24 protein-coding genes and 1 pseudogene are annotated in these 22700 nt (G+C 66.8%); 19 read left to right on the top strand and 6 right to left on the bottom strand.

Translation table 11 applies throughout. The features are described from left to right. Positions 1-5 precede the first annotated feature (5 nt). Genes RCH22_RS13035 through RCH22_RS13025 form a run of 3 tightly spaced genes read left to right on the top strand, consistent with a single transcriptional unit; the run spans position 6 to position 3053 of the window. Positions 6-710 carry a response regulator transcription factor gene (locus tag RCH22_RS13035; protein WP_323510992.1) on the top strand — a complete coding sequence of 235 codons (705 nt, stop codon included), beginning with the start codon at positions 6-8 and terminating at the stop codon, positions 708-710. Next, the gene (locus RCH22_RS13030; protein WP_327014335.1) at positions 697-2013 is read left to right on the top strand and encodes an ATP-binding protein; all 1317 of its coding nucleotides are present in this window, start codon (positions 697-699) and stop codon (positions 2011-2013) included. Before RCH22_RS13035 ends, RCH22_RS13030 begins: the two co-directional genes overlap by 14 nt. After that, positions 2013-3053 (top strand): hypothetical protein, encoded by a 1041-nt coding sequence (locus tag RCH22_RS13025; RefSeq protein ID WP_327014334.1) that lies wholly within the window; start codon positions 2013-2015, stop codon positions 3051-3053. The genes RCH22_RS13030 and RCH22_RS13025 overlap by 1 nt, the downstream gene beginning before the upstream one ends. A 269-nt stretch (positions 3054-3322) precedes the next feature. On the opposite strand, the gene RCH22_RS13020 is transcribed toward RCH22_RS13025, so the two are convergent. Both RCH22_RS13020 and RCH22_RS13015 read right to left on the bottom strand, forming a co-directional pair. Then, entirely contained in the window at positions 3323-3586 is a 264-nt protein-coding gene (locus tag RCH22_RS13020) for a hypothetical protein (RefSeq protein ID WP_327014333.1), read from the bottom strand. A 9-nt stretch (positions 3587-3595) separates the two neighbouring features. Further along, entirely contained in the window at positions 3596-5200 is a 1605-nt protein-coding gene (locus RCH22_RS13015; protein ID WP_323510975.1) for an acyl-CoA carboxylase subunit beta, read from the bottom strand. 206 nt (positions 5201-5406) lie between these two features. Here RCH22_RS13015 and RCH22_RS13010 point away from each other — a divergent pair, with 206 nt between their 5' ends. Together RCH22_RS13010 and RCH22_RS13005 are read left to right on the top strand one after the other, a co-directional pair. Then, positions 5407-6288 carry a biotin--[acetyl-CoA-carboxylase] ligase gene (locus RCH22_RS13010; protein ID WP_327014332.1) on the top strand — a complete coding sequence of 294 codons (882 nt, stop codon included), beginning with the start codon at positions 5407-5409 and terminating at the stop codon, positions 6286-6288. A gap of 7 nt (positions 6289-6295) precedes the next feature. Continuing rightward, positions 6296-6856 carry a PH domain-containing protein gene (locus RCH22_RS13005; RefSeq protein ID WP_327014331.1) on the top strand — a complete coding sequence of 187 codons (561 nt, stop codon included), beginning with the start codon at positions 6296-6298 and terminating at the stop codon, positions 6854-6856. Here RCH22_RS13005 and RCH22_RS13000 read toward each other — a convergent pair. Then, positions 6812-7336, bottom strand: a complete 525-nt coding sequence (locus RCH22_RS13000; protein WP_322136414.1) for a GtrA family protein — start codon at positions 7334-7336, stop codon at positions 6812-6814. The genes RCH22_RS13005 and RCH22_RS13000 overlap by 45 nt on opposite strands. Before the next feature lie 122 nt (positions 7337-7458). On the opposite strand from RCH22_RS13000, the gene RCH22_RS12995 reads away from it, so the two are divergent. The 3 genes from RCH22_RS12995 to RCH22_RS12985 all read left to right on the top strand — a co-directional run bounded on the left by RCH22_RS12995 (position 7459) and on the right by RCH22_RS12985 (position 10525). After that, entirely contained in the window at positions 7459-8595 is a 1137-nt protein-coding gene (locus tag RCH22_RS12995) for a 5-(carboxyamino)imidazole ribonucleotide synthase (RefSeq protein ID WP_327014330.1), read from the top strand. Positions 8596-8699: 104 nt separating this feature from the next. Further along, on the top strand, positions 8700-9167 hold the full coding sequence (purE, locus tag RCH22_RS12990; RefSeq protein WP_323504278.1) for a 5-(carboxyamino)imidazole ribonucleotide mutase: 468 nt from the start codon (positions 8700-8702) through the stop codon (positions 9165-9167). Next, on the top strand, positions 9164-10525 hold the full coding sequence (locus RCH22_RS12985; protein WP_327014329.1) for an LCP family protein: 1362 nt from the start codon (positions 9164-9166) through the stop codon (positions 10523-10525). Before purE ends, RCH22_RS12985 begins: the two co-directional genes overlap by 4 nt. A 109-nt stretch (positions 10526-10634) precedes the next feature. Here RCH22_RS12985 and RCH22_RS12980 read toward each other — a convergent pair whose 3' ends face one another. From RCH22_RS12980 to rfbB, 3 genes are read right to left on the bottom strand one after another with little or no spacing between them, the layout of a single operon-like run. Beyond that, on the bottom strand, positions 10635-11780 hold the full coding sequence (locus RCH22_RS12980; protein WP_327014328.1) for a glycosyltransferase family 1 protein: 1146 nt from the start codon (positions 11778-11780) through the stop codon (positions 10635-10637). Further along, on the bottom strand, positions 11777-12631 hold the full coding sequence (rfbD, locus tag RCH22_RS12975) for a dTDP-4-dehydrorhamnose reductase (protein WP_327014327.1): 855 nt from the start codon (positions 12629-12631) through the stop codon (positions 11777-11779). The genes RCH22_RS12980 and rfbD overlap by 4 nt, the downstream gene beginning before the upstream one ends. Next, positions 12628-13617: a dTDP-glucose 4,6-dehydratase gene (gene rfbB / locus RCH22_RS12970; protein ID WP_327015529.1), complete on the bottom strand. Its 990-nt coding sequence runs from the start codon at positions 13615-13617 to the stop codon at positions 12628-12630. The genes rfbD and rfbB overlap by 4 nt, the downstream gene beginning before the upstream one ends. Positions 13618-13691: 74 nt before the next feature. Between rfbB and RCH22_RS12965 the strand changes: the two genes are divergently transcribed. The 11 genes and pseudogenes from RCH22_RS12965 to istB all read left to right on the top strand — a co-directional run bounded on the left by RCH22_RS12965 (position 13692) and on the right by istB (position 22647). Next, positions 13692-14300, top strand: a complete 609-nt coding sequence (locus tag RCH22_RS12965) for a dTDP-4-dehydrorhamnose 3,5-epimerase (protein ID WP_327014326.1) — start codon at positions 13692-13694, stop codon at positions 14298-14300. Positions 14301-14302: 2 nt separating this feature from the next. Continuing rightward, a complete protein-coding gene (gene rfbA / locus RCH22_RS12960; RefSeq protein ID WP_327014325.1) occupies positions 14303-15169 on the top strand; it encodes a glucose-1-phosphate thymidylyltransferase RfbA in 867 nt (288 codons plus the stop codon). A 979-nt stretch (positions 15170-16148) separates the two neighbouring features. Continuing rightward, positions 16149-16304: a helix-turn-helix domain-containing protein gene (locus RCH22_RS12955; RefSeq protein WP_327014324.1), complete on the top strand. Its 156-nt coding sequence runs from the start codon at positions 16149-16151 to the stop codon at positions 16302-16304. Between the two features lie 461 nt (positions 16305-16765). Beyond that, positions 16766-17812, top strand: a complete 1047-nt coding sequence (locus tag RCH22_RS12950) for an IS30 family transposase (protein WP_327015528.1) — start codon at positions 16766-16768, stop codon at positions 17810-17812. An 80-nt stretch (positions 17813-17892) separates the two neighbouring features. Next, on the top strand, positions 17893-18672 hold the full coding sequence (locus tag RCH22_RS12945) for a hypothetical protein (protein ID WP_327014323.1): 780 nt from the start codon (positions 17893-17895) through the stop codon (positions 18670-18672). A gap of 30 nt (positions 18673-18702) precedes the next feature. Beyond that, positions 18703-19026 carry a transposase gene (locus RCH22_RS12940; RefSeq protein WP_327015527.1) on the top strand — a complete coding sequence of 108 codons (324 nt, stop codon included), beginning with the start codon at positions 18703-18705 and terminating at the stop codon, positions 19024-19026. Next, entirely contained in the window at positions 18996-19895 is a 900-nt protein-coding gene (locus RCH22_RS12935) for an IS3 family transposase (protein ID WP_327015526.1), read from the top strand. The genes RCH22_RS12940 and RCH22_RS12935 overlap by 31 nt, the downstream gene beginning before the upstream one ends. Beyond that, positions 19853-21049: an IS30 family transposase gene (locus RCH22_RS12930; RefSeq protein ID WP_327014322.1), complete on the top strand. Its 1197-nt coding sequence runs from the start codon at positions 19853-19855 to the stop codon at positions 21047-21049. Before RCH22_RS12935 ends, RCH22_RS12930 begins: the two co-directional genes overlap by 43 nt. 4 nt (positions 21050-21053) lie before the next feature. Then, positions 21054-21356 (top strand): annotated as a pseudogene (locus RCH22_RS12925) (integrase core domain-containing protein); the annotation flags it as partial. Positions 21357-21400: 44 nt separating this feature from the next. Beyond that, entirely contained in the window at positions 21401-21808 is a 408-nt protein-coding gene (locus RCH22_RS12920) for a hypothetical protein (RefSeq protein WP_327014321.1), read from the top strand. Then, positions 21805-22647, top strand: a complete 843-nt coding sequence (istB, locus tag RCH22_RS12915; RefSeq protein ID WP_327014320.1) for an IS21-like element helper ATPase IstB — start codon at positions 21805-21807, stop codon at positions 22645-22647. Before RCH22_RS12920 ends, istB begins: the two co-directional genes overlap by 4 nt. The last annotated feature ends 53 nt before the right edge of the window (positions 22648-22700 follow it).

Here is a 22700-nt window from a genome sequence, read left to right as displayed (position 1 = left end):
CGACCCTGGGCTCGACGCACGTCACTGAAACGCGCACGCCGCTCGACCACCCCGTCCGGGTGGGAATCGCCGACGATCACGAATCCGTCCGCCTCGGCATCCAGGCCGCCTGCGAGAATGTCGGTTACGAGGTCGTGGCAACCGCGGCGACCGTCCAGGGACTCGTTGACGGGATCGGCGGGCGTCCCTGCGACGTGATCGTGCTCGACCTCTCCCTCGGCGACGGCTCCCTCGTCACCGACAACGTGCACCTGGCCCAGAGCACAGGCGCCTCGGTGCTCGTGCACAGCATCGCAGATCGGGTCGCCCTCGTTCGCGAGGCCCTCGCTGCGGGCGCCGCCGGCGTCATCCCGAAGTCGTCGCCCACGACGACCGTGATGGCCGCGGTGGCCTCGGTCGCCCGCGGCGACGTGCTCAACAACCTCGAGTGGGCGACCGCGATCGACGCCGACCGCGATTTCGCCAAGGCCCAGCTCGGCCGCAGGGAACGGGACGTGCTGCACCTCTACGCCTCCGGCCTTCCGCTCAAGATGGTCGCCATGCAGCTCGGCATCGCGCACTCGACCGCGCGGGAGTACCTCGACCGGATCCGCGTGAAGTACGTCGAGGTCGGGCGTCCCGCGCCGACGAAGGTCGACCTGCTGCGCCGGGCCGTTGAAGACGGAATCCTGCCGGGGCTGGACCCGGATGGCGGAGATGGCCGCGGCTGAAGCAGCGGGCACGATCCCGCAGCGCCCGACACGGTTGCCTCCCGACCGCCTGGACCTCGCACCCGTCGTGGCAGAGGGCACCCGGGCGCCCGGCATCCGCCAGCCTCGCAACCCGATCAGCCGGTCCCGGATCGAGGTCGTGATCTCCCGGTCCGTCGCCGGGGTCGCCGTCGTCTTCTCCCTGCAGGCCCTCCCGGCGATGCTGCAGCAGATCCCGTTGCGGCTGCCGGTCATGAGCGTCGCGACGCCGGTCGCCCTCGCCGTCGCGGTCGCCGCCGTCGTGGTCGCCTCGATCACCAAGGTCGGGGTGCGAATCACGACCGGCGCCGTTGCACTCGTGTATTTCGTCGCCCTGATCGGGTGGCCGTTCCTGATGCGGGACCCGGCGGCCGTCCTCGACGGGAAGCCCTGGCTCTGGTACGTCTGCACGGTCGCGACGTCGTGCGCGGCCATCTCGTTCCCGCTCGGTTGGGCGTGCGCGTACACCTTCGCCGCCCCGCTCGCCTACGGGATCGTGCGTTCGCTGCCCTCCGGCGGCGACGCGGACGCGCTGCTGGCATCCCTCGACGCCGTCTACGCGACGCTTCTCGGCCAGGTCCTCCTGATCATGATCTTCATGCTGCGGCAGACGGCCGCCTCCGTCGACGCCGCGCAGACGAATGCGCTCAACAAGTACGCGAACGCCGTGCGCCAGCACGCTACCGAGGTCGAGCGCGTGCAGGTGGACTCGATCGTGCACGACAGTGTGCTCGCGACGTTCCTCGCCGCTGCCGCTGCCGGCAGCCCGAAGGCCGCGCAGCTCGCCTCCGGGATGGCCACCGACGCCCTCCAGCGACTCACGGACGCCGCGATCACCCCGGCCGTCGACGACAGCATGGTGAGCTTCTCGGAGCTCGCCGGGCAGATCCGCCTCGCGGCCTCCCGGCTCGCCCGGCCGTTCACGATCGTCGAGTGCTCCATCCCGACGCTCGCGGTTCCCGCGCACGTCTCCGAGGCGATCCTCGCGGCCTCCGTCCAGGCCATGGCCAACAGCGTGCAGCACGCCGGCGCAGGCCCAGGCGCGCCCGATCCCGAGCGCGTGCTGACGATGAGTGCGAACGGCCAGGGCGGATGCACCATCCAGATTTCCGACACGGGCGTCGGCTTCGACCCCGCCCTCGTCCCGAGCGCGCGACTCGGCCTGCGCATCTCGATCGCGGAGCGGGTGCAGAGTGTCGGCGGCTCCGTCACGGTGTGTTCGACACCGGGACAGGGCACCACCATCACGATCGAGTGGCCGCTGGACGGCGGGGTGAGCCCCTGATGATCACCGTCCCGCGCGGCCTCGTCCTGTTCCTCGCCGGTCTCTTCTCGGCGTACCACATCGTGCTCGGCATCTACTCGCTCGACCTGCCGCGCACCCCGGGGCCGACGATCTTCGCGCTCGCCCTCTATGCGCTCGCGACGGTCCTGAGTCTCTGGCCGTCGAGCCCGATGCGGATGGGCCTTGCGCTCGCCTTCTTCAACGTTGCGGTCTGCGTCGTGATCTCGCTGCTCGTCGGCAGCGAGCTCGACGGCTCCGCCAGGAACGGCTACGCGACCTGGTACGTCGCCGCCGTCGGCACCCTGATGACGATCACGGCGACGCGCCGCCGCACGGCGCTCGCCTGGGTCGGCGTCGGCGCGCTCGTCGTGCACACGATCATCTGGGCCGGCCCGGCCCAGCTGCTCGACATGGGCGTGATCGGGAGTGTCGTCTGGGTGACCGTCGCGGTCCTCCTCGCCCGCGCCCTCGCCAAGGCGGGGCGTGACGCCCGCCAGTATGCCCTCGCGGAGCGGGAGGCGACGGAGTGGCAGGCCGCCCAGGAAGCGCACCTGTTCGAACGCCAGGTGCGCCTCGCGCAGACGCTACGCCTCGCATCGCCCATGCTGCGCCGCATCATCGACAAGCACGGCGAGCTCGACGCCGAGGACCGCCAGGAGTGCCGCTACCTCGAAGCCGCCGTGCGGGACGAGATCCGCGGCCGCAAGCTGCTCAACGACGCTGTGCGCGAGCAGGTGATGACCGCCAGGCGCCGTGGCGGCATCGTGACGCTGCTCGACGAGGGCACGATCGACGACCTCGACGGTGCGGAGCTCGAAACCGTCCTCAACCAGCTCGCCGCCGCCATCGGCGAATCGACGGCCGACACGATCATCGCACGCACCGCGGGGGAAGGATCGGCGACGGCCGTGACCGTGGTCGGCCTCAGCAGTGCGGATGCCCGACTCAGCGCCCTGGGCCAGGACTCACCTGAGCCCGAGGTTGACCTGTGGCTCGAGATCCCCAGGGAGCCGGCCACGGCATCCGCCCTCGGCGCCTGAGGGCCTGCGGGGAACGACCCCCGCCCGGAAGGGAGAGCCCGGAACGCAAAAAAAGGGACCAACCCGAAGGCTGGTCCCCTTTTTTTACGTTGTGCCAGGGCGACAACCCGAATGTCACCCTGACGTGCCCCCAGAATTCGCCTGCTTACCCTAGTCGACGAGTTCTGGTTGTGTAACTCAGTGAGCGACACCTAGCACTATCTATAGTGGTCGAGCCGTGCGCAATTCAAAAGTCGGCATTTAGGGGGACCGGCCAGGGCCCGGACGGTTCAGACCCGGAACTCGCCCCAGCTGCTCTGCCCGGAGACGAAGGGCGGCCGGATAGCCCGCTGGCCGGCCTGCCAGCCGCTGCGGGCGCCGGTCGGCTTCTTGTGCAGGCTGCCGGTCTCCTCGCGGAGCAGGCCGTGCAGAACAGCGGACACGGCCGCGGCCTCGACCGGGCTGATGCCGCGGGTCAGGAACCGCAGGTGCGCCGGAGTGTCCGCGGGGGTGTCCTCCGGTGCGTCCGGTCGGGCGTTCTCTTCGTCTGCCATGGTCGCTCCCTACAGCGGGATGTTGCCGTGCTTCTTGGGCGGCAGGCTCGAGCGCTTGGTGCGCAGGGCCCGCAGCGCCTTGGTGATGGCGACCCTGGTGGCTGCCGGCTCGATGATCCCGTCGAGCTCGCCGCGTTCGGCGGCCAGGAACGGGCTCGCGACGTTGTAGGTGTACTCGTTGGCGAGGCGGGTGCGCACGGCGTTGACATCCTCCTCCGCGGCTTCGGCTTTCTTGATCTCGGCGCGGTAGAGGATGTTCACGGCGCCCTGGCCGCCCATCACGGCGATCTCGGCGGTCGGCCAGGCGAGGTTGATGTCGGCACCGAGCTGCTTGGAACCCATCACGATGTACGCGCCGCCGTATGCCTTCCGCAGGATCACGGTCACGAGCGGCACCGTCGCCTCTGCGTAGGCGTAGAGCAGCTTCGCGCCGCGGCGGATGACGCCGGTCCACTCCTGATCGGTTCCGGGAAGGAAGCCGGGAACGTCGACGAGGGTGAGGATCGGGATCGAGAATGCGTCGCAGAACCGCACGAAGCGGGCGGCCTTCTCGCCGGCCTGGATGTTGAGCGTCCCGGCCATGGCGTTGGGCTGGTTGGCGACGATGCCGACGGACCGGCCCTCGACGCGGGCGAAGCCGACGACGATGTTCGGGGCGAACAGCGGCTGCGTTTCGAGGAAGTCGCCGCGGTCGACGATGTGCTCGATCACGGTCTTGACGTCGTATGGCTGATTCGGCGAGTCCGGGATGATGGTGTTGAGCGCGCGGTCGGCATCCGTCGTCTCGAGCTCCACGTCGCTGTCGAAGACCGGAAGCTCGGCGAGGTTGTTGTCGGGCAGGAAGCCGAGCAGGGTCCGGGCGTAGTCGAGCGCGTCGGCCTCATCGCTCGCGAGGTAGTGCGCGACACCGGAGACCTTGTTGTGGGTGAGCGCGCCGCCGAGCTCCTCCATGCCCACGTCTTCGCCGGTGACGGTCTTGATCACGTCGGGGCCGGTGACGAACATCTGGCTGATCTTGTCGACCATGATCACGAAGTCGGTGAGTGCGGGGGAGTAGACCGCGCCACCGGCGGCGGGGCCGCAGATGATCGAGATTTGCGGGATGACGCCGGAGGCTGCGGTGTTGCGGCGGAAGATCTCGCCGTACTTGCCGAGGGCGACGACGCCCTCCTGGATGCGCGCTCCGCCGGAGTCGAGGATGCCGATGATCGGCACGCCCGTCTTGAGGGCGAGGTCCATCACCTTGATGATCTTGTCGCCGGCCACCTCGCCGAGCGATCCGCCGAAGATGGTGAAGTCCTGCGAGTAGACCGCGACCTGGCGCCCGTGGATCGTGCCGGTGCCGGTGACGACCGCGTCGCCGTACGGCCGCTTCTTCTCCATGCCGAAGCCGTGGGTCCGGTGCCGCACGAACTCATCGAGCTCGACGAACGAGCCCTGGTCGAGCAGGAGCTCGATGCGCTCGCGCGCGGTCATCTTGCCCTTGGCGTGCTGTTTTTCGATCGCCGCCTCACCGCTCGCGGTCACGGCTTCGTGATAGCGAATCTTGAGGTCGGCGAGCTTTCCAGCCGTCGTGTACAGATCTGGTCCCGTAACGGGCGAATTGTCACTCACGCCGTTCACTCTACCGGCCAGCCCTCGGCCCGGACCGTTGACGAAACCCTACAAAACCCGGCCCGATCACTGGCCGTTCCCCCGTTCCTTTCCGGTTCGTTCGTCCCCGGGAGTGGGCATAACTCCTGCAGATTCCGCAAATTCGGCTCAAAATGTGGCATCGGCGGCATCTTCGGCGAGAATTGCAGGAAGCGGAAGTAGGTCAGATGCAGTTTCCACTCAGCCGCGAGGCGGTGACCCGGTTCGAGTACCTCGACGAGGCCGGATCCACGAACGACGAGCTCGTCGGCCACGCGACGGGGGCGGATGCCGCCGGCTGGCCGCACCTGTCGACCGTCGTCACCGACAGCCAGACTCGCGGCAGGGGCAGGCTCGGCCGCACCTGGCTCGCCCCCACCGGCAAGTCGCTCGCCATCTCCGTGCTGCTGCGCCCGCTCGTCGGAACGGGCACCGGAGAGGGCGCCCCTCTCCCGGTGGACCGCTTCGGTTGGTTCCCGCTCCTCGCCGGCGCCGCGATGACCATCGCCGTGCGCGCGGAGGTCGAGGCGAGCCTCCTCGCCGGCGCCCCGTCCGCGGGCACGTCGGCCGCCGGCCCCGACGACGGTGAACACCCCGCCCACGAGGTGACCCTGAAGTGGCCCAACGACGTGCTGATCGACGGCTACAAGGTGTCCGGCATCCTCTCGGAGCTCTTGCCGGACACGCACGGGCTCGTGATCGGCGCCGGCCTCAACCTCTCCCTCGACGAGCACGACCTGCCGACGCTGACCTCGACCTCGCTGCTCCTCGTGACCGGCCGCGCACCCCAAGCGGATGCCGTGCTCGCCCGCTACCTGATCGAACTCGCCGCTCTCACGGCCGCGTTCCTCGCGGCGAACGGGGACCCGGTCGCGAGCGGTCTCCTTGGTACCGTCACGGCACTGTGCGGCACCCTCGGCTCGAAGGTGCGGGTGCAACTGCCCGGCGGTGACGACCTCGTCGGGGTCGCGAGCGCGCTCGACGAGTCGGGCCGGCTGATCGTGGAGAACCAGGCCACCGGCGAGCCGCAGGCCGTCGCGGCGGGCGATGTGACCCACCTGAGGTATTAATAGGGTCATGACGAACAACAGGGGGACGGGCCCGGCAGATCCGGGGGCCCCGGCCGAACGGGTCGTGGCCGCGCTGCGCCCGCACGGGCGCGTGCTGCTCTGGCCGACCCTCGCGTTGCTCGGCGTCTGCACGGCAACGGGGTATTTCTCCGGCAACCTCGCGGAGCCGTGGCAGGACAGCGCCCTGCTCTGGGTTGCCGGCGCGGTCGTCGTGCTGCTCTGGCTGCTGCCGCTCGCGTCCTGGCTGAACCGGCGGTACACGATCACGACGCGGCGCATCATCTTCCGGCGCGGTTTCTTCGTGCGGACCCGGCAGGAGCTGCTGCACAGCCGTGGCTACGACGTGAGGGTGCGGACTACCTGGCTGCAGACCCTGAGTGGTTCGGGCGACGTGATCATCGCCTCGGGCTCCGAACGGCCGCTCGTGCTGAAGGACGTGCCCAATGCGACCCTGGTGCAGCGCGTGCTGCACGACCTCATCGAGCAGTCGCAGACCGGATTCGATTCGCGGCGGCGCGAGGAATCAGCGTTCGCTGCCGACCAGACGACCATCTGGAATGGTCGCTAGGCTCGCCGTCACCGGAGCGACAACGCGACGGTGCGGGGCGAAGACCCAGTAGCGGTAGAGCACGAAGCGGAAGATGGCGCCGAGGATGAGGCCGATCACGTTCGAGGAGATGTTGTCGGCGACGACGCTGGTGTGGCCGAGCACGTAGTGGCTCACCCACAGGCAGGCGAGTCCGATGCCCATGCCGACGAGGCTGACGCCGAAGAATTCGATTCCCTCGCGGAGGGTCTGGGACTGGCGGCTCTTGCCGAAGGTCCAGTACCGGTTCCCGATCCAGTTCACGGCGATGGCGAGGATGGTTGAGACGACCTTGGCGTAGATCGGCCCGGCGTGGACCAGGTGCGGATCGAAGACCGTGGTACGGAGCAGATTGAACACCGAGAAGTCGACGGCGAAGCCGACGAGTCCCACGGCGCCGAAGCTCGCGATCTGAATCGCGAGGGCGACGAGCCGTGCTGATTTTCCCGAGGTAATCGGCATACATCCATCCGGTCTATGGGCGAAGATAGAACAACAATCCACGAGTCTACGGCGCAGATACCGCCTCAGACTGAAAATTGGTGCGTCCGAAAATGAAGGGTCGCACAGAAATCGGTGACGAAATGAGCACGACAGTCGGCGTAATCGGGGGCGGCCAGCTGGCCCGGATGCTGATCCCCGCTGCGGTGAACCTCGGGATCGACCTGCGCGTCCTGGCCGAGGCCGACGGCATGTCGGCCAGCCTCGCCGCGACCAAGGTGGGGGACTATCACGACCTCGATACGGTCCTCGCCTTCGCCGAGACCGTCGACGTGATCACCTTCGACCATGAGCACGTGCCCCAGGCCGTGCTCCGTGAACTCGTCGCCCGCGGGTTCACCGTGCGCCCGGGACCCGAGGCCCTCGTCTTCGCCCAGGAAAAGATCGAGATGCGCCGGCGCCTCGGCGAGCTCGGGCTCCCGGTTCCGGACTGGGCAGCTGTCGAGAACACGGCGGAGCTCGCCGTCTTCATCGCCGACCACGGCGGTCGCGCCGTGGTCAAGACGCCGCGGGGCGGCTACGACGGCAAGGGCGTCCGGGTCGTCACGCACAAGCACGAGGTCGACGACTGGTTCATGGCGCTCGCCGAGGACGCTAACGGCGGCGCCCTGCTTGTCGAGGAGCACGTGCCGTACACCCGCGAGCTGGCCCAGCTCGTGGCCAGGCGCCCGTCCGGCCAGGTCGCCGTGTGGCCCGTCGTCGAGACCGTGCAGCGCGACGGCGTCTGTGCCGAAGTTGTCGCCCCCGCGCCGCTGTCGAGCGGCCGCCTCGCCGCGGTCGCCGCCGACATCGCCACGCGAGTCGCGGAGGGCATCGGCGTGTGCGGCGTGATGGCCGTCGAGCTCTTCGAGACGACGGATGAGCGCCTCCTGATCAACGAGCTGGCGATGCGCCCGCACAACAGCGGCCACTGGTCGATCGAAGGATCGACTACGAGCCAGTTCGAACAGCACCTCCGCGCCGTGCTCGACCTCCCGCTCGGTGCGACGACGCCGCGCGACGAGTGGTCGGTGATGGTGAACATCCTCGGCGGACCCGCAGAAGGCGCACTTTCCGATCGGTACCCGGCCGCTTTCGCCGCGCATCCGTCGGCGAAGGTGCACAACTATGGGAAGGACCCACGACCCGGCCGTAAGGTTGGCCACGTCACCGTGGGAGGGGCGGATCTGGACGACGTCGCCTATGAAGCGCGTGCCACTGCGGCGTTTTTTCAGGACTGACACCTAAGATCGACTGCGTGCCCGAGAACCCCATAGCAACCACCCCGCTGTCGGAGAACCGAGAAACGCCCCCGGTGCCGCACGCGCCGCTCGTCGGCGTCGTCATGGGCTCCGATTCCGACTGGCCGGTTATGAGCGATGCCGCGCAGCTTCTGCGGGACTTCGGGATTGACTACGAAGTCCAGGTCGTGTCCGCGCACCGCACACCCAGGAAGATGATCGCCTACGGAGAGGATGCCCATGGGCGCGGCCTCAAGGTCATCATCGCCGGCGCCGGCGGTGCAGCGCACCTCCCCGGCATGCTCGCCGCCGTCACCGCGCTTCCCGTCGTCGGCGTTCCCGTTCCACTCAGCCGGCTGGACGGCCTCGACTCCCTGCTCTCGATCGTGCAGATGCCGGCCGGAGTACCCGTCGCGACCGTCTCAATCGGCGGGGCCCGCAACGCGGCGCTCATCGCCGTGAAGATCCTGGCCCTCTCCGACGCCGGCCTGCACGACAAGCTCCTCGCCTACGCACTCGACCTCGCCGCACAGGTCGAACAGAAGAATTCGGATCTCCAAGCCAAGCTATGAGCATCGCCACCAATCCGATCAGGAACCCGGAATCCGGGTCCGCCCGTGTGATGACAAAACGGGCCTGGTGGCTCGTGCTGCTGAACGTCCTCCTGCCCGGCTCGGCGCAAGTGCTCGCCGGCAGTCGCAGCCTCGGCCGTTTCGGCCTGCGCTGCACGTTCACCCTGATCGGCCTCGTCGTCGTTGTCGGGCTCGCCTACCTGTTCTGGTCTGAGTTCGTGCTCACGGCGTTCACCAACTCGATCGGGCTCTGGGTCGCCGCAGCGGTGCTGGTGTTCTACGGCATCGTCTGGGTCGTGCTGACCCTCGACACCCTCCGGCTCGTGCGCCTCGTCAAGGCGGGCCCTGGCGCCCGCCCGCTGATCGCCGGATTCGCGACCGTGATCATGGTCGTCATCGCAGGAACGGCCGGCTACGGCGCCTACGTCGCCGCGACGGCGAGCGACTTCCTGTCCTCGGTCTTCGTGGCGGGGCCGACGGTTCCCCCGGTCGACGGGCGCTACAACATCATGCTTCTCGGCGGCGACGCCGGGGCCGACCGGTCGGGTCTCCGCCCGGACAGCATCACCGTGGCGAGCATCGACGCGACCACGGGCCAGGTCACCATGATCGGCCTACCCCGCAACCTCGCATACGTGCCCTTCGTAGCGGATTCCCCGCTCGCCGCCGTGTATCCCAACGGCTACGGCTACCACGACACCTGCCGGGTCGACGCGTGCATGCTCAACTCGATCTACACCGAGGTCGAGCTGAAGAGCCCCGACATGTACCCGAAGGCCATCGACGCCGGCAGCGAGCCCGGTATCGAGGGAATGCGGGACGCCGCAGAGGGCATCACCGGGCTCACTATCCAGTACTACGGCCTGATCGACATGCAGGGTTTCTCCGAGCTCATCGACGCGCTCGGCGGTGTCGACATCAACGTGACCGAACGCGTGCCGGTCCACACCGACGACACCTTCACCACCGTGCTGTTCTGGTTCGAGCCGGGAATGCAGCACATGGACGGCTACCACGCACTCTGGTACGCCCGGTCGCGGCACGGCACGAGCGACTACAGCCGCATGGAGCGCCAGCACCAGCTCCAGGAGGCGATCCTCGCCCAGGCGAGCCCCGCCAATGTGCTCGCCAAGTTCGAGTCCGTGGCCTCCGCAGGGTCCCAGGTCGTGAAGACCGACATTCCGCAGAGCATGCTCGGCTACTTCGTGACGCTCGCCGCCAAAACCAAGACGCACCCGATCAACACGGTCGAGCTGACCCCGGCGAACAACGTCGACCCGGAGAATCCCGACTACAACGTGATCAGGTCGATGATCGACGCTGCCCTCACCCCGGCCACGGCGACGCCCACCCCGTAGCCCGTCACCCCGGTTGAGTTGCGGGGAAAACACCCTCACTGCGCCCGGGAGGGGCCGCAACTCACCCATGGCAGGGCGATACTGCTCGAGTGGATGCCTTGCTCGGCCCCTATAGGTCGGCGTGCAGCTGCCAGACACGCTCGGCGGAATCCCGCCAGCTGAAAGCCTTCGCCCGGTCGCCGCCGTAGATGCGCAGCCTCTGCACGAGGGCCCGGTCGGTCAGGACCCGGGCGATGGCCGCGGCGAGGCGTTCGGGGTACCCGGCGGCATCCTCGCGCTCGACGACGAGACCGGCATCGCCGGCTGCCTCGAGGAGAGCGGGAGCGTCGGAGTGCACGACCGGGGTGCCGACGTGGAAGCCCTGGATGATGGGCAGCGCGAACCCTTCCTCGAGGCTCGGGATGACCAGCACGTTCGCGCGGGCGATCACGACGGCGAGTTCCTCGTCGGTGAGCGCGGGCATCGCCCGCACCCGTCCCGGCGTGAGTCCGGCCTCCTCGGCGACGGAACCGAGGTCGACTTCGCCCCAGGTGTCCGGTCCGACGACGATCAGCGGCAGGTCAGGAGCGCCCGGCAGGCCGAGGGCCGTGATGAGGGCCGTGACGCCCTTTCGTGGCTCGAGCGTTCCGACGGTGACGATGTATTCGGACGGCAGGTCGAGGGCCGTGGCGAGCAGCTCAGTGGCCGAAGAGTTGGACGGCAGCCGGAAGCCGGTGCCGACGGCGCCCCCGATGACGCGCACCCTGTCGCCGAGGTCGACGATCTCGGCGAGTTGCGCTGCGACGGCATGGCTCGGCACGACGATCGCGTCCGCGTGCTTCCGCGCACGCTTCATCCGCGCCTTGGTCCAGGCAACGGTCGTCTGGGTCAATGCCTCAGGATGCGTCCACGCGCGCACGTCGTGCACGGTCACGGCGACCTGCGTGTGGTCGTTCACCCGGTCGTGACGGCGCAGCGGAGCCATCAGGCCCGGCGCGTGGATCATGCCGGGCCCGGGGGACGTGGTCACCCCGAGCTGCCAGGCCGCGGCGAGCTCGCGGCGGGGGAGTGCGGTCTTGTAGAGTCCGGCGAGCCCGGGCAGGGCCGCCTCGATGGCGGCGTACTGCTCGGGCTGGGACGCGGAGACGATGCCCTCAACCTCGCAGTTGAGCGGAGCGCTCGCGATGAGCGCCCGGGTCAGCTCCTCGGTGTATCGACCGATCCCGCCGGGAACAGGCGCGATCATCTGGTCGACGATAACCCGCAGTGTGATCATTCGGTTTTGAGGACTCCTTCGGCGACGGCCTGGGTGAGGGCGTCGTGCCAGTCGCGCATGGGGGTGAGTCCGGCGTTGGCCCAGGCATCGTGGCCGAGTACGGAGTAGGCCGGGCGGGGTGCCGGCCGCACGAAGGAGGCCCCGTCGGTCGGGTGCACCCGGGCGGGATCGAGGCCGTTGGCTTCGAGCACGGCCTGGGCGAAGCCGAACCAGCTCGTGACACCGGAGTTGGTGCCGTGGTAGATCCCGGCGGGGGCATCGGCGTCGAGCAGGGCGACGATCTGCGCGGCGAGGTCCACGGTCCAGGTGGGCTGGCCGACCTGGTCCTCGACCACGTTCAGGGTGGGGTGGGTGGCGGCGAGTTTCAGCATGGTTTTGGGAAAGTTCGGGCCGTTCTTCCCATAGAGCCATGCGGTGCGCACGATGTAGGTCTTGCCCGGGTTCTCGGCGAGGACGAATTCTTCGCCGGCGGCCTTGGTACGCCCGTATGCGGAGATCGGTGCGGCGGGTGCGTCCTCCTGGTAAGGGGACTCGGCGTTGCCTTCGAAGACGTAGTCGGTGGAGATCTGCACGAGGCGCGCTCCGGTTGCTTTCGCGGCGCGGGCGAGGTTCCGCGGTCCGACCGCGTTCAGCAGGTAGGCGGCGTCCTCGTTCGTTTCGGCGTCGTCGACCTTCGTGTACGCGGCCGCGTTGATCACGACGTCGAACCCGGTCACGGCCGCCTGGACGGCGGCTTCATCGGTGATGTCGAGTTCACCGCGGTCGAACGCGGTCACGTCTCGCCCGGTCAGGGCTTTCTGCAGGTCGCGGCCGAGCATCCCGGCAGCGCCGGTGATCAGGTAACGGGTCATGAGCTCAGTGCCGCGCGGGCCTTGAGGGGTTCCCACCAGGCGCGGTTGTCGCGGTACCACTGCACGACGTCGGCGAGGCCCTTCTCGAAGGGGACCTGAGGGGCGTAGCCGAGTTCGGCCTGGATCTTGCTGATGTCCACCGAGTAGCGCAGGTCATGGCCGAGACGGTCAGCGACCCGGTCCACGTAGGACCAGTCCTTGCCGGTGGAGTCCAGCAGCAGCTGGGTCAGTTCGAGGTTGGTCAGTTCGGTGCCGCCGCCGATGTTGTAGATCTCACCGGCACGACCGCCGACGAGGACCATCGCGATCGCGCGGGTGTGGTCGTCCACGTGCAACCAGTCGCGGATGTTGTTGCCCGCCCCATACAGGGGAACGTGCTTGTCGTCGATGAGGTTCGTCACGAACAACGGGATGACCTTCTCGGGGAAGTGGTACGGGCCGTAGTTGTTCGAGCAGCGCGTGATCGACACGTTCAACCCGTGGGTGCGGTGGTACGAGCGGGCGAGGAGGTCACTGCCGGCCTTGGACGCGGAATACGGGGAGTTGGGTTCCAGGGCGCGTTCCTCGTTCCAGGAGCCCTCCGCGATCGACCCGTAGACCTCATCCGTGGACACGTGCACGAACCGGGCCAGGTTGTGGCGCAAAGCGGCGTCGAGGAGCTGCTGGGTGCCGAGAACGTTGGTCTCGACGAAGATGGAGGCGTCGCGCACGGACCGGTCCACGTGCGACTCGGCCGCGAAGTGCACAACCGCGTCCAGGGACGGGAAGATCGTGTCTAGCAACGCCGCATCGCGGATGTCGCCGTGCACGAACGAGTACCGGGGCGAATCGGCGATCGGCGCAAGGTTGGCCAGGTTGCCCGAATACGTCAACGCATCCAGGACGACGACCTCGGCCCCTTCCAGACCCGGGTAGGCGTCTTCGATGGTGCGACGAACAAAGTTGGAGCCGATGAAACCGGCGCCGCCGGTAACGAGGATCTTCATATAAGAGGTGACCATTCCGTTTGCTGAAAGTATCGCTTCAATGCTAGCGGTACCCGCTTGGTAGACTTCTGCGCGTGCAGATCCGCGAACTCTCCATCCCCGATTCCTACGAAATCACTCCGAAGCAGTTTGGTGACGACCGGGGGGTGTTCCTGGAATGGGGCAGGTTCGACCGCCTCGAGGAATCGATCGGCCACAAACTCGACGTGGTGCAGGCGAATACGAGCGTTTCCAAGCGTGGTTCGGTGCGCGGCGTCCACTTCGCGGACATTCCGCCGAGCCAGGCCAAGTACGTCACCGCGACCTACGGCGCCGTCCTGGACTACATCATCGACATCCGGGTCGGTTCGCCGACGTTCGGCCAGTGGGACAGCGTTCTCCTCGATGATACCGACCGTCGTGCCGTCTACATCGCCGAGGGCATCGGGCACTGCTTCGTCGCCCTGACCGACAACGCCACCGTCAGCTACCTCGTGACGGCCCCGTTCAACCCGGGCCGCGAACACGGCATCAACCCGCTCGACACCGACATCGGACTGGTGTTCCCGCCCGAGGCCGGCGAACTCCTGCTCTCCCCGAAAGACACCGACGCCCCCGGACTCGCCGAGTCCGCCGCGAACGGGCTTCTCCCGACCTGGGCAGACGCGAAGGCGTTCTACGCGGCACTGAACGAAGGAAACTAGACATGCGCGGAATCATCCTCGCCGGCGGCTCCGGCACACGCCTGTGGCCGATCACCAAGGGCATCTCCAAGCAGCTGATGCCCATCTACGACAAGCCCATGATCTATTACCCCTTGTCGACGCTGATGATGGCCGGGATCAAGGAAATCCTTGTCATCACGACTCCGGAATACAACGACCAGTTCCGGGCCCTGCTTGGCGACGGGTCCAGCCTCGGCATCCGCATCGAATACGCCGTGCAGGAATCCCCGGACGGCCTCGCCCAGGCGTTCATCATCGGCGAAGAATTCATCGGCGACGACAGCGTCGCCCTCGTGCTCGGCGACAACATCTTCCACGGCGCGGGCCTCGGATCTGCTCTGCGCAACAACACGGAAATTGACGGGGCACGCATTTTTGCCTACCACGTGAGCAATCCCACTTCGTACGGGGTCGTTGAATTCGACGAGAACATGACTGCTATCTCCATCGAGGAGAAGCCGGCCAAGCCCAAGAGCAACTACGCGGTGCCCGGACTGTACTTCTACGACAACTCGGTTATCGGGATTGCAAAGTCGATCGAGCCGAGCGCGCGCGGCGAGCTGGAGATCAGCACTGTCAATGAACGCTATCTCGAGGCGGGCAAGCTGCAGGTGCAGGTTCTCGACCGTGGTACCGCGTGGCTCGACACGGGCACGTTCAAGTCCATGATGCAGGCGTCGGAGTATGTGCGCGTGATCGAAGACCGCCAGGGCCACAAGGTCGGTTGCATCGAAGAAATCGCCTGGCGCGCTGGCTGGATCGACAGCAAGCAGCTTGCAGTACTCGCGGCACCGCTGCAGAAAAGCGGCTACGGAAAGTACTTGAGCAGCCTGGTCGCCGCCGTTTAGGAGTGCGGACTGCGAGGCATTCCCAGTCTGAGAGCATCGGATAGCAGTTCGTCGTAGCCAACTGCATGAACGAGGCGCCGATATGCCGCACTCATGAACCGCGTTTTCATCGCGTCAACCTACACTTTCGCTGTTGTGCTCGCTGTTGTGCTCGCCTGTTGTGCACAAGCTCAGCCTGCGGCATCGACACCTAGGCCCGTTGGAGTGGCGACGTCATCGTCGACCTGACGTCGTCGCCGATAGCGTCGGCGAGCGCGATAGCACAGATCGAAGGCTCGTCAGCTACGAGCATCCCCAGACCCACGACCTCGGTGGACCAGGCTGCGTACGCAACAACTCGTCTTGCACAGAGAAGAATCGACTTCGACTCGCCTTCGTTGAATGCATATTATGGCATTCTCGATTGGAGTGACCCTGGCGCGAATTGCTCTGGGGATGCTCGTTGCGGTTCCACACGTGGATATCTCCGAGCGCTTCGCCAGGAGACTTTTGTCACCAGCCGATGATTTCCTGTGGCGGTGGTGTAGAAGCGATTGGAGATGGTGTTCCCTACCCGCGAAAGTGAAGCGATATTGGATTCGCCAGCGAGTATTCAGTTCGTGACTATCCGGGGGGACACCGGTTCGAAATCTTGGGCTACGGAAGCTCGAGCACATACGGCAGCGTCACGCGCTCATCGGCCGAGAGGGGAATCAGCTACCAGAACCTCGCGAGCGGCCACGGATTCATCGTGTCCGAATCGAGATACGAGTCTTGATAGCCACCGATTCATCGTGAACGGAGGGCGCAGGTTGCACGAGCTGGCGCCGTGCCGGTTACGTGCAGCACGCAAAATGACCCCGTTGACGGCGCTCACTGAAGTTCCCCAGTCCTGCTCACTGAAATTCCCCACTCCGGGTCGCTTCCGCTCATAGAAGCGGGCCTTCCTCGATGCTGATGGTCTTCGACCACACACCAGCCCGAGAAAGGCCCTACCCCTATGCTTTCAGAGGAGGACGACGTGGACATCCACGCGCTCAAACGGCAGGGAATGACGATCAGTGAGATCGCCCGCCGCACCGACCACGACCGCAAGACCATCCGCGCCTACCTGGCCGGCCAACGCACACCAGGAGTGCGGTGTCGGCGGCCATGACAAGCTGCCCATAGGCGGCCACGGAACTGCCCACTGACGGCCAGGAAAACTGCTTGGGTTCTATCGGTCGTTGCAACACCCAGCACTTTTCAGGAGTTGCGACCATGGTTTCCGAACAGACAAAACGACCACCAGCCCGAACGTTCACCGACGACGAGAAGGCGTCATTCTTCGCCGCGTTCGAACGGCTCGGAAGCATCCGCCTCGCCGCCGAGGAACTCGGCTTCAAGCCCATGACGTGTCGGCATTGGGTAACCCTCGCGGGCATCGACGTGAAGGTCGCCCAACGTGCGCGACGTACCGAGTACTTCCGTCTGCGCGCCGACGCCGTCCCACGAAAAGAGGCAGCCCGGCAGGTCGGGTTGAATATTCGCACAGCGGTCGACTGGGACCAGGGCATCCGGCACGCCGACAACCGCCGGGTCCTGCCTGATGGGCGCATCATCGACTACAACAAGACGGTGACCGCACTGAGTGATTCCCATATCCGGCTGACTCCCGCGCAGCTGAAACCCATCGACTCGAGATACCTGTCGTTGGTTGATCGGGAAGCGATCCGTGACCTGTCCGCGACGGGCATGTCGATCCGGTCGATCGCGGCGACACTCCGCCGGGCGCCGTCGACGATCAGCCGAGAAATCATCCGCAACAGGCAGAACAACCTCACCTACCTTCCGTATGCGGCCCAGCGCGCTGCCGCCGCACGCCGACCACGGCCCCGGGAAGCGAAGCTCGTGACACAGGAGGGCCTGCGGCAGTTCGTCCAGGAGAAGCTGCAGATCCGCTGGTCTCCGGAACAAATCTGTCAGGCTCTGGTCAAGCAATACCCGACCGACAAGGACATGCGCGTGGTACCAGAGACGATCTATCAGGCGCTCTACGTGCAAGCCAGGGGCGGCCTGCGCCGTGCAGTGCAGGAGGAGCTGCGGTCCGGACGAACACGCCGCAAACCTCAGAAGACCGAATCTGCACGGCGGCCTCGATTCCGCGACCCGATGGTAATGATCGCCGACCGGCCACCCGAAATCGAGGACCGTGCCGTCCCCGGGCATTGGGAAGGCGACCTCATCACCGGCAGACTCAACAAGACCGCGATCGCGACCCTGGTCGAGCGCACCACCCGTTACGTCATGCTCGTCCACCTGCCCGGCGCCCACACAGCCGACGCCGTCCGTGACGGTCTGGTGGCCACGATCGGCACGCTGCCGGCACACCTTCGCGGGTCGCTGACTTGGGACCAGGGATCAGAGATGTCGACCCACAAGTCGTTCACCACCGCGACAGACATGCCGGTGTATTTCTGCGACCCGGCCAGCCCCTGGCAGCGGGGCTCGAACGAGAACACCAACGGGCTCCTGCGCCAGTATTTCCCGAAGGGAAGCGACCTATCGGTTTATGGCCTCGATGATCTGGAACGGGTCGCGCAGGAACTGAACGGCCGACCCCGCAAAACGCTCGGCTGGGACACCCCGGCAGAGCGATTCCGTGATCTACTAATCAGTACTTAATCAGCGCGGTGTTGCAACGACAGGTGGAATCCAAGCATTTTCCGTGGCCGCCAGTGGGCAGTTCTTCATGGCCCTTGACAGTGCGGCAACGAGCCGCCCCGGACCCGTTCGACGCGTTCATCGACTACGTCACCGCCCGCCTGGTCGAGGACCCGCATCTCTGGGCGGCGACACTGCTGGACGAGCTCGTCCCGCTGGGCTTCACCGGGTCGTATCAAACCCTGACCCGGCAGATCCGGGACCGGAGCCTCCGGCCGGCCTGCACGGCCTGCGCTCACGTGACGAAGCGGCCCAACGCGATCATCGAGCACCCACCGGGCGAGGAAACCCAGTTCGACTGGGTCGAGCTGCCCGACGCCCCAGCCGGATGGGCGTTCCCGACCAAACGCGCCTACGTCCTCGTCGGATCCCTCGCGCACTCCGGGGTGTGGCGGGCGGTGATCTCCCCGTCGATGGACCTGCCCCACCTGCTCGCGGCGATGACGGTGCTGCTGGGGCTGCTGGGCGGGGTGACGAAGACGTGGCGGTTCGACCGGATGAGCACCGTGCTGAAGGCCGGGACGAGTGATCTGACGCCGATGTTCGCTGCGTTCTCCAAGCACCACGCAGTCAGCGTCGTCGCTTGCCGGCCCCGGTCGGGCAATCGCAAGGGCGTGGTCGAGAAGAACAACCACACCGCGGCGCAGCGCTGGTGGCGCAACCTCCCCGACGACGTCACCCCCGAGCAGGCCCAGCAACGCCTCACCGCGTTTGCCGCTGGCCAAGACGGGCGGCGCCGCGAGGGCCGCGACGGGTCCACGACGGCGGCGGTCATGTTCGCCGCGGAGCGCCTCCAACCGTTGCCGCCGACCTGGCCCTGACCCCGGGGAGTGGACACCTCACAAGAGAGAATGTTCACTATGGCAAGATCACGTCGGGAGTTCACTCCTGAGTACAAAGACGAGGCCGTGAAGCTGGTTTTGACTACCGGCAGAGCGGTCGCGACCGTCGCGCGCGAGCTCGGGATCAACGAGGCCACGCTGGGCCGCTGGGTGAGCGCGTTCAAGGCCCGCAACGAGACCGCACAAACCGAAGTGACGGAGTCTGAGCGGGCCGAGCTGCTGCGGCTACGGAAAGAGAACGCGGACCTCAAGATGGACAGGGCGTTCTTGAAAAAAGCGTCCATCTTCTTCGCCCAGGAAGCATCGGATACGAACGGCAAGCGTTCGAACTGATGCTGGCGGAGAAGACCAACTTCACCATCACCCGCATGGTCCGTCTTCTCGAGGTGTCCCGGTCGGGCTACTACGCCTGGGCCGGCCGGGTGCCGTCGCCGGCGGCGATCCGGCGGGTGCACATCGAGCAGAAAGTCGCTTTCTTTCACGGCGATTCCGACGAGGTCTACGGCGCCCCCAGGATCCTGGCCGATCTCCGAGCGGACCGGGAGGTCATCTCCCGCAAAACCGTCGCCGCGACCATGCGGCGCCTGGGTTTGGTGGGCATTTGCCCGAAGAAGTGGAAGACGACCACCATCATCGATCACGCTGACGCCTACCCGGTCGATGCTGTGGAACGGCAGTGGGATACCGGGGCGCTGAACCAGGTCTGGGTCGGCGATATCACCTATCTGAGGACGTGGGAGGGGTGGGTGTATTTGGCGACCGTCATCGACGCTCACAGCCGCCGTGTGATCGGTTGGGCTATCGCGGACCACATGCGCACCGACCTCATCCAGGACGCCCTCACGATGGCCATGGTGCTGCGCGGAGACCGCCCGGCGACGGTGATCTTCCACAGTGACCGTGGCACCCAAGGCAGATTCAACCGGTGGAAGCAACACCTCGATTATGGAGGTGGTTTATGGGACGTCCGAAGGATTGGATGGCCACGCAACTCGGGCGGGAGCCGATGCGGTCGCCGGGCCGGCCGCCGGGGTGGCGCCGGGAGCACCGGCAGAATTTCTGGGACCTCGTTGGGCAGGGTGTCTCGAGCGAGGATGCTGGTGAGCGGGCCGGCGTGTCGGCGCCGGTCGGGACACGTTTCTTCCGTCACGCTGGCGGGATGCGAGACCTCAGCAAGGCACCGCTGTCAGGAAGGTTCTTGACCTTCATCGAGCGTGAGGAGATCGCGATCCTGCGAGCACAGAATCTTGGTGTTCGACAGATCGCACAGGCGTTGAGCCGGTCCCCGTCGACGATCTCCCGCGAGCTACGACGCAACGCGGCCTCGCGCGGCGGCAAAGCTGAATACCGTGCCACGAGCGCCCAGTGGCACTCCGACCGGCGTGCCCGCCGACCCAAGACCGCCAAGCTCGCGGGAAGCCCACAGTTGCGCGAGTACGTTCAGGCCCGGTTGGATGGAACGGTCACGCGCGCTGATGGCACGCCCGCTGCAGCTCCCGGGATCGGGGCGTGGAACGGGCGTCGACATGGCCCCCGACAGGATCGCCGCTGGTCCACAGCGTGGAGCCCGGAGCAGATCGCCGGTCGACTTAAGGTCGATTTCCCGGACGATAGGAGCATGAGAATCTCCCATGAGGCGATCTACCAGGCCCTCTACATCGAGGGTCGTGGCGCGCTGCGCCGCGAGCTGACCACCGCCTTACGCACGGGTCGGGCGTTGCGAGTGCCGCGGGCCCGCGCAAAACGAGGCAAGAGCTTCCTGTCAGAGGAAGTCATGATCGCCGCCCGGCCCGCAGAAGCCAACGACAGGGCCGTTCCCGGACACTGGGAAGGGGACCTGATCCTCGGACTCGGCGGGGTCTCGATCGGGACCCTCGTCGAACGCACCACGAGGTTCACGATGCTGTTGCACCTGCCCCCGATGGACGAGCACAAGATGATCGGCGCACAGATCAAGAACGGGCCCGCGACAGCCGGACACGGCGCCGACGCCGTCTGTGATGCGATCGCCCGAACCATCACCGGCCTGCCCGAGACCCTGCGCAAGTCATTGACCTGGGACCAGGGCGCCGAGATGGCCCAACACGCCAGACTCCACATCCAGACCGGGCTCCCGATCTACTTTGCCGATCCCCACTCGCCGTGGCAGCGGCCCAGTAACGAGAACACCAACGGGCTGCTGCGCCAGTACTTCCCCAAAGGCACCGACTTCACCCGCTACGCCCTGGACGATCTCGACGCCGTCGCCAAGACCCTGAACGAACGCCCCCGCAAGACGCTCGGATTCAAGACGCCAGCCGAAGCGATGAACGAGCTACTGTTGACCGCAAGCACCGGTGTTGCGACGACCGGTTGAATCCGCCCAATACGCGTCGGAACAGATCACTCTGTTCGCGGCCAAGAACGGCATCACCCGGTCGATGGGCTACACCGGGATCTGCTGGGACAACGCCATGGCCGAGAGCTTCTTCGCGACATTGAAAACCGAGTTCTACTACCGCCGGGTTTGGCCCACCCGGGCCCGCGCGATCCAAGGCGTCGCGGACTGGATCGAGGACCGCTACAACCGCCGCCGGCGCCACTCCTCGATCGGGCAGGTCACCCCAGTGGAGTTCGAAATGCAATACTCGTCACAGGCCGCAGAAATCCAACTCGCCGCTTAACCCGTGTCCACTCTCCGGGGTCAAGGCCAACCCTGTTCCCGGTCGTGGTGACCGAGGAACGCACCGCGACACGGCAGGCCCTGATCGATTGGCGCGGAAACCGGTACTCGGTGCCGCCAGAGCTGGCCGCGACCCGCGTCGTCGTCCACCAACGCCTCGGCGCGGCAACCATCGACATTGCGACGGTTTCCGGTGTCGTCCTCGCCCGCCACACGCTCGCGGAGGCCGGCCTCGGGGTCACGATCCGTGACAGCGGACACGTCACGGCCCTGGAGACCATCGCGATGGCCGCAGCGCCTCCCGGCCGGCCGCACCGGAAGAAGGAACGCATCCCGCCCGGCACCGCAGCCCGCCGCGCCGCCCTGGCGCTGACCGGCACCACCGAACCCACCACCGTGATCAGCCTGGCCGCCTACGAGACGGCCGCGAAGAACAGGAACACTCTCCGATGAACACACCCCTCACCATCACCGAGACCACCGTCACGCCCCTCTCGACGGCGACTCCGGCGAGCGTCTATCAGCAGCTGCGCGGCCACCTCACCGAGCTCAAACTCGCCGACGCGGCCGATGCTCTGCCCCGTGTCCTGGACCAGGCCCAAGCCGAGGGCTGGAGCCTCACCCACGCCCTCGAGCGCCTGCTCGCTATCGAGGTCACCGCGACTGATGCCCGACGCCTCTCGGGGCGGTTCCGCTTCGCGAACCTCCCCACCGGCGCGACCCTGGACGACTTCGACCTCGACGCCGCCTCCGGCATCGACCGCAACCTGCTCGCCGAGCTCGGCACCTGCCGCTACCTCGAGTCCGCGACCAACGTGCTCCTGATCGGGCCGCCCGGAGTCGGGAAAACCCACATCGCGACCGGCCTCGGCCACGCCGCAGTCCAGGCCGGTTACCGCACCTACTTCACCTCGGCCGCTGACCTCGCGGCCCGCTGCCACCGCGCCGCGATCGAGGGCAAGTGGGGCACGATGATGCGGTTCTTCGCCGGCCCCACCCTGCTCATAATCGACGAGCTGGGCTACCTGCCGCTGCCCGCCGAGGCCGCGTCGGCACTGTTTCAAGTCATCAACCAGCGCTACCTGAAAACATCGATCGTGATCACCACGAACCGGCCCGTCGGCGCCTGGGGCGAGATCCTCGGCGACACCACCGTCGCCGCCGCGATGCTCGACCGGCTCCTGCACCGATCCGTCGTCGTCACCCTCGACGGCGGCTCCTATCGGCTCCGCAACCACGCCGCCCAATCCAACGAGCTTCGCCGCGTGACAACGGGCACGAACTTCCGCTAATCTAACCCCGCGACCTGGGGAGCTTCGATGAGCAGGACTGGGGAAATTCGCTG

The organism is Cryobacterium sp. GrIS_2_6 (assembly GCF_035984545.1).
Taxonomy (GTDB): Bacteria; Actinomycetota; Actinomycetes; order Actinomycetales; family Microbacteriaceae; genus Cryobacterium.
The sequence above is the reverse complement of the archived record's forward strand: the minus strand, read 5'-3'. Positions and strand labels throughout refer to the sequence as shown.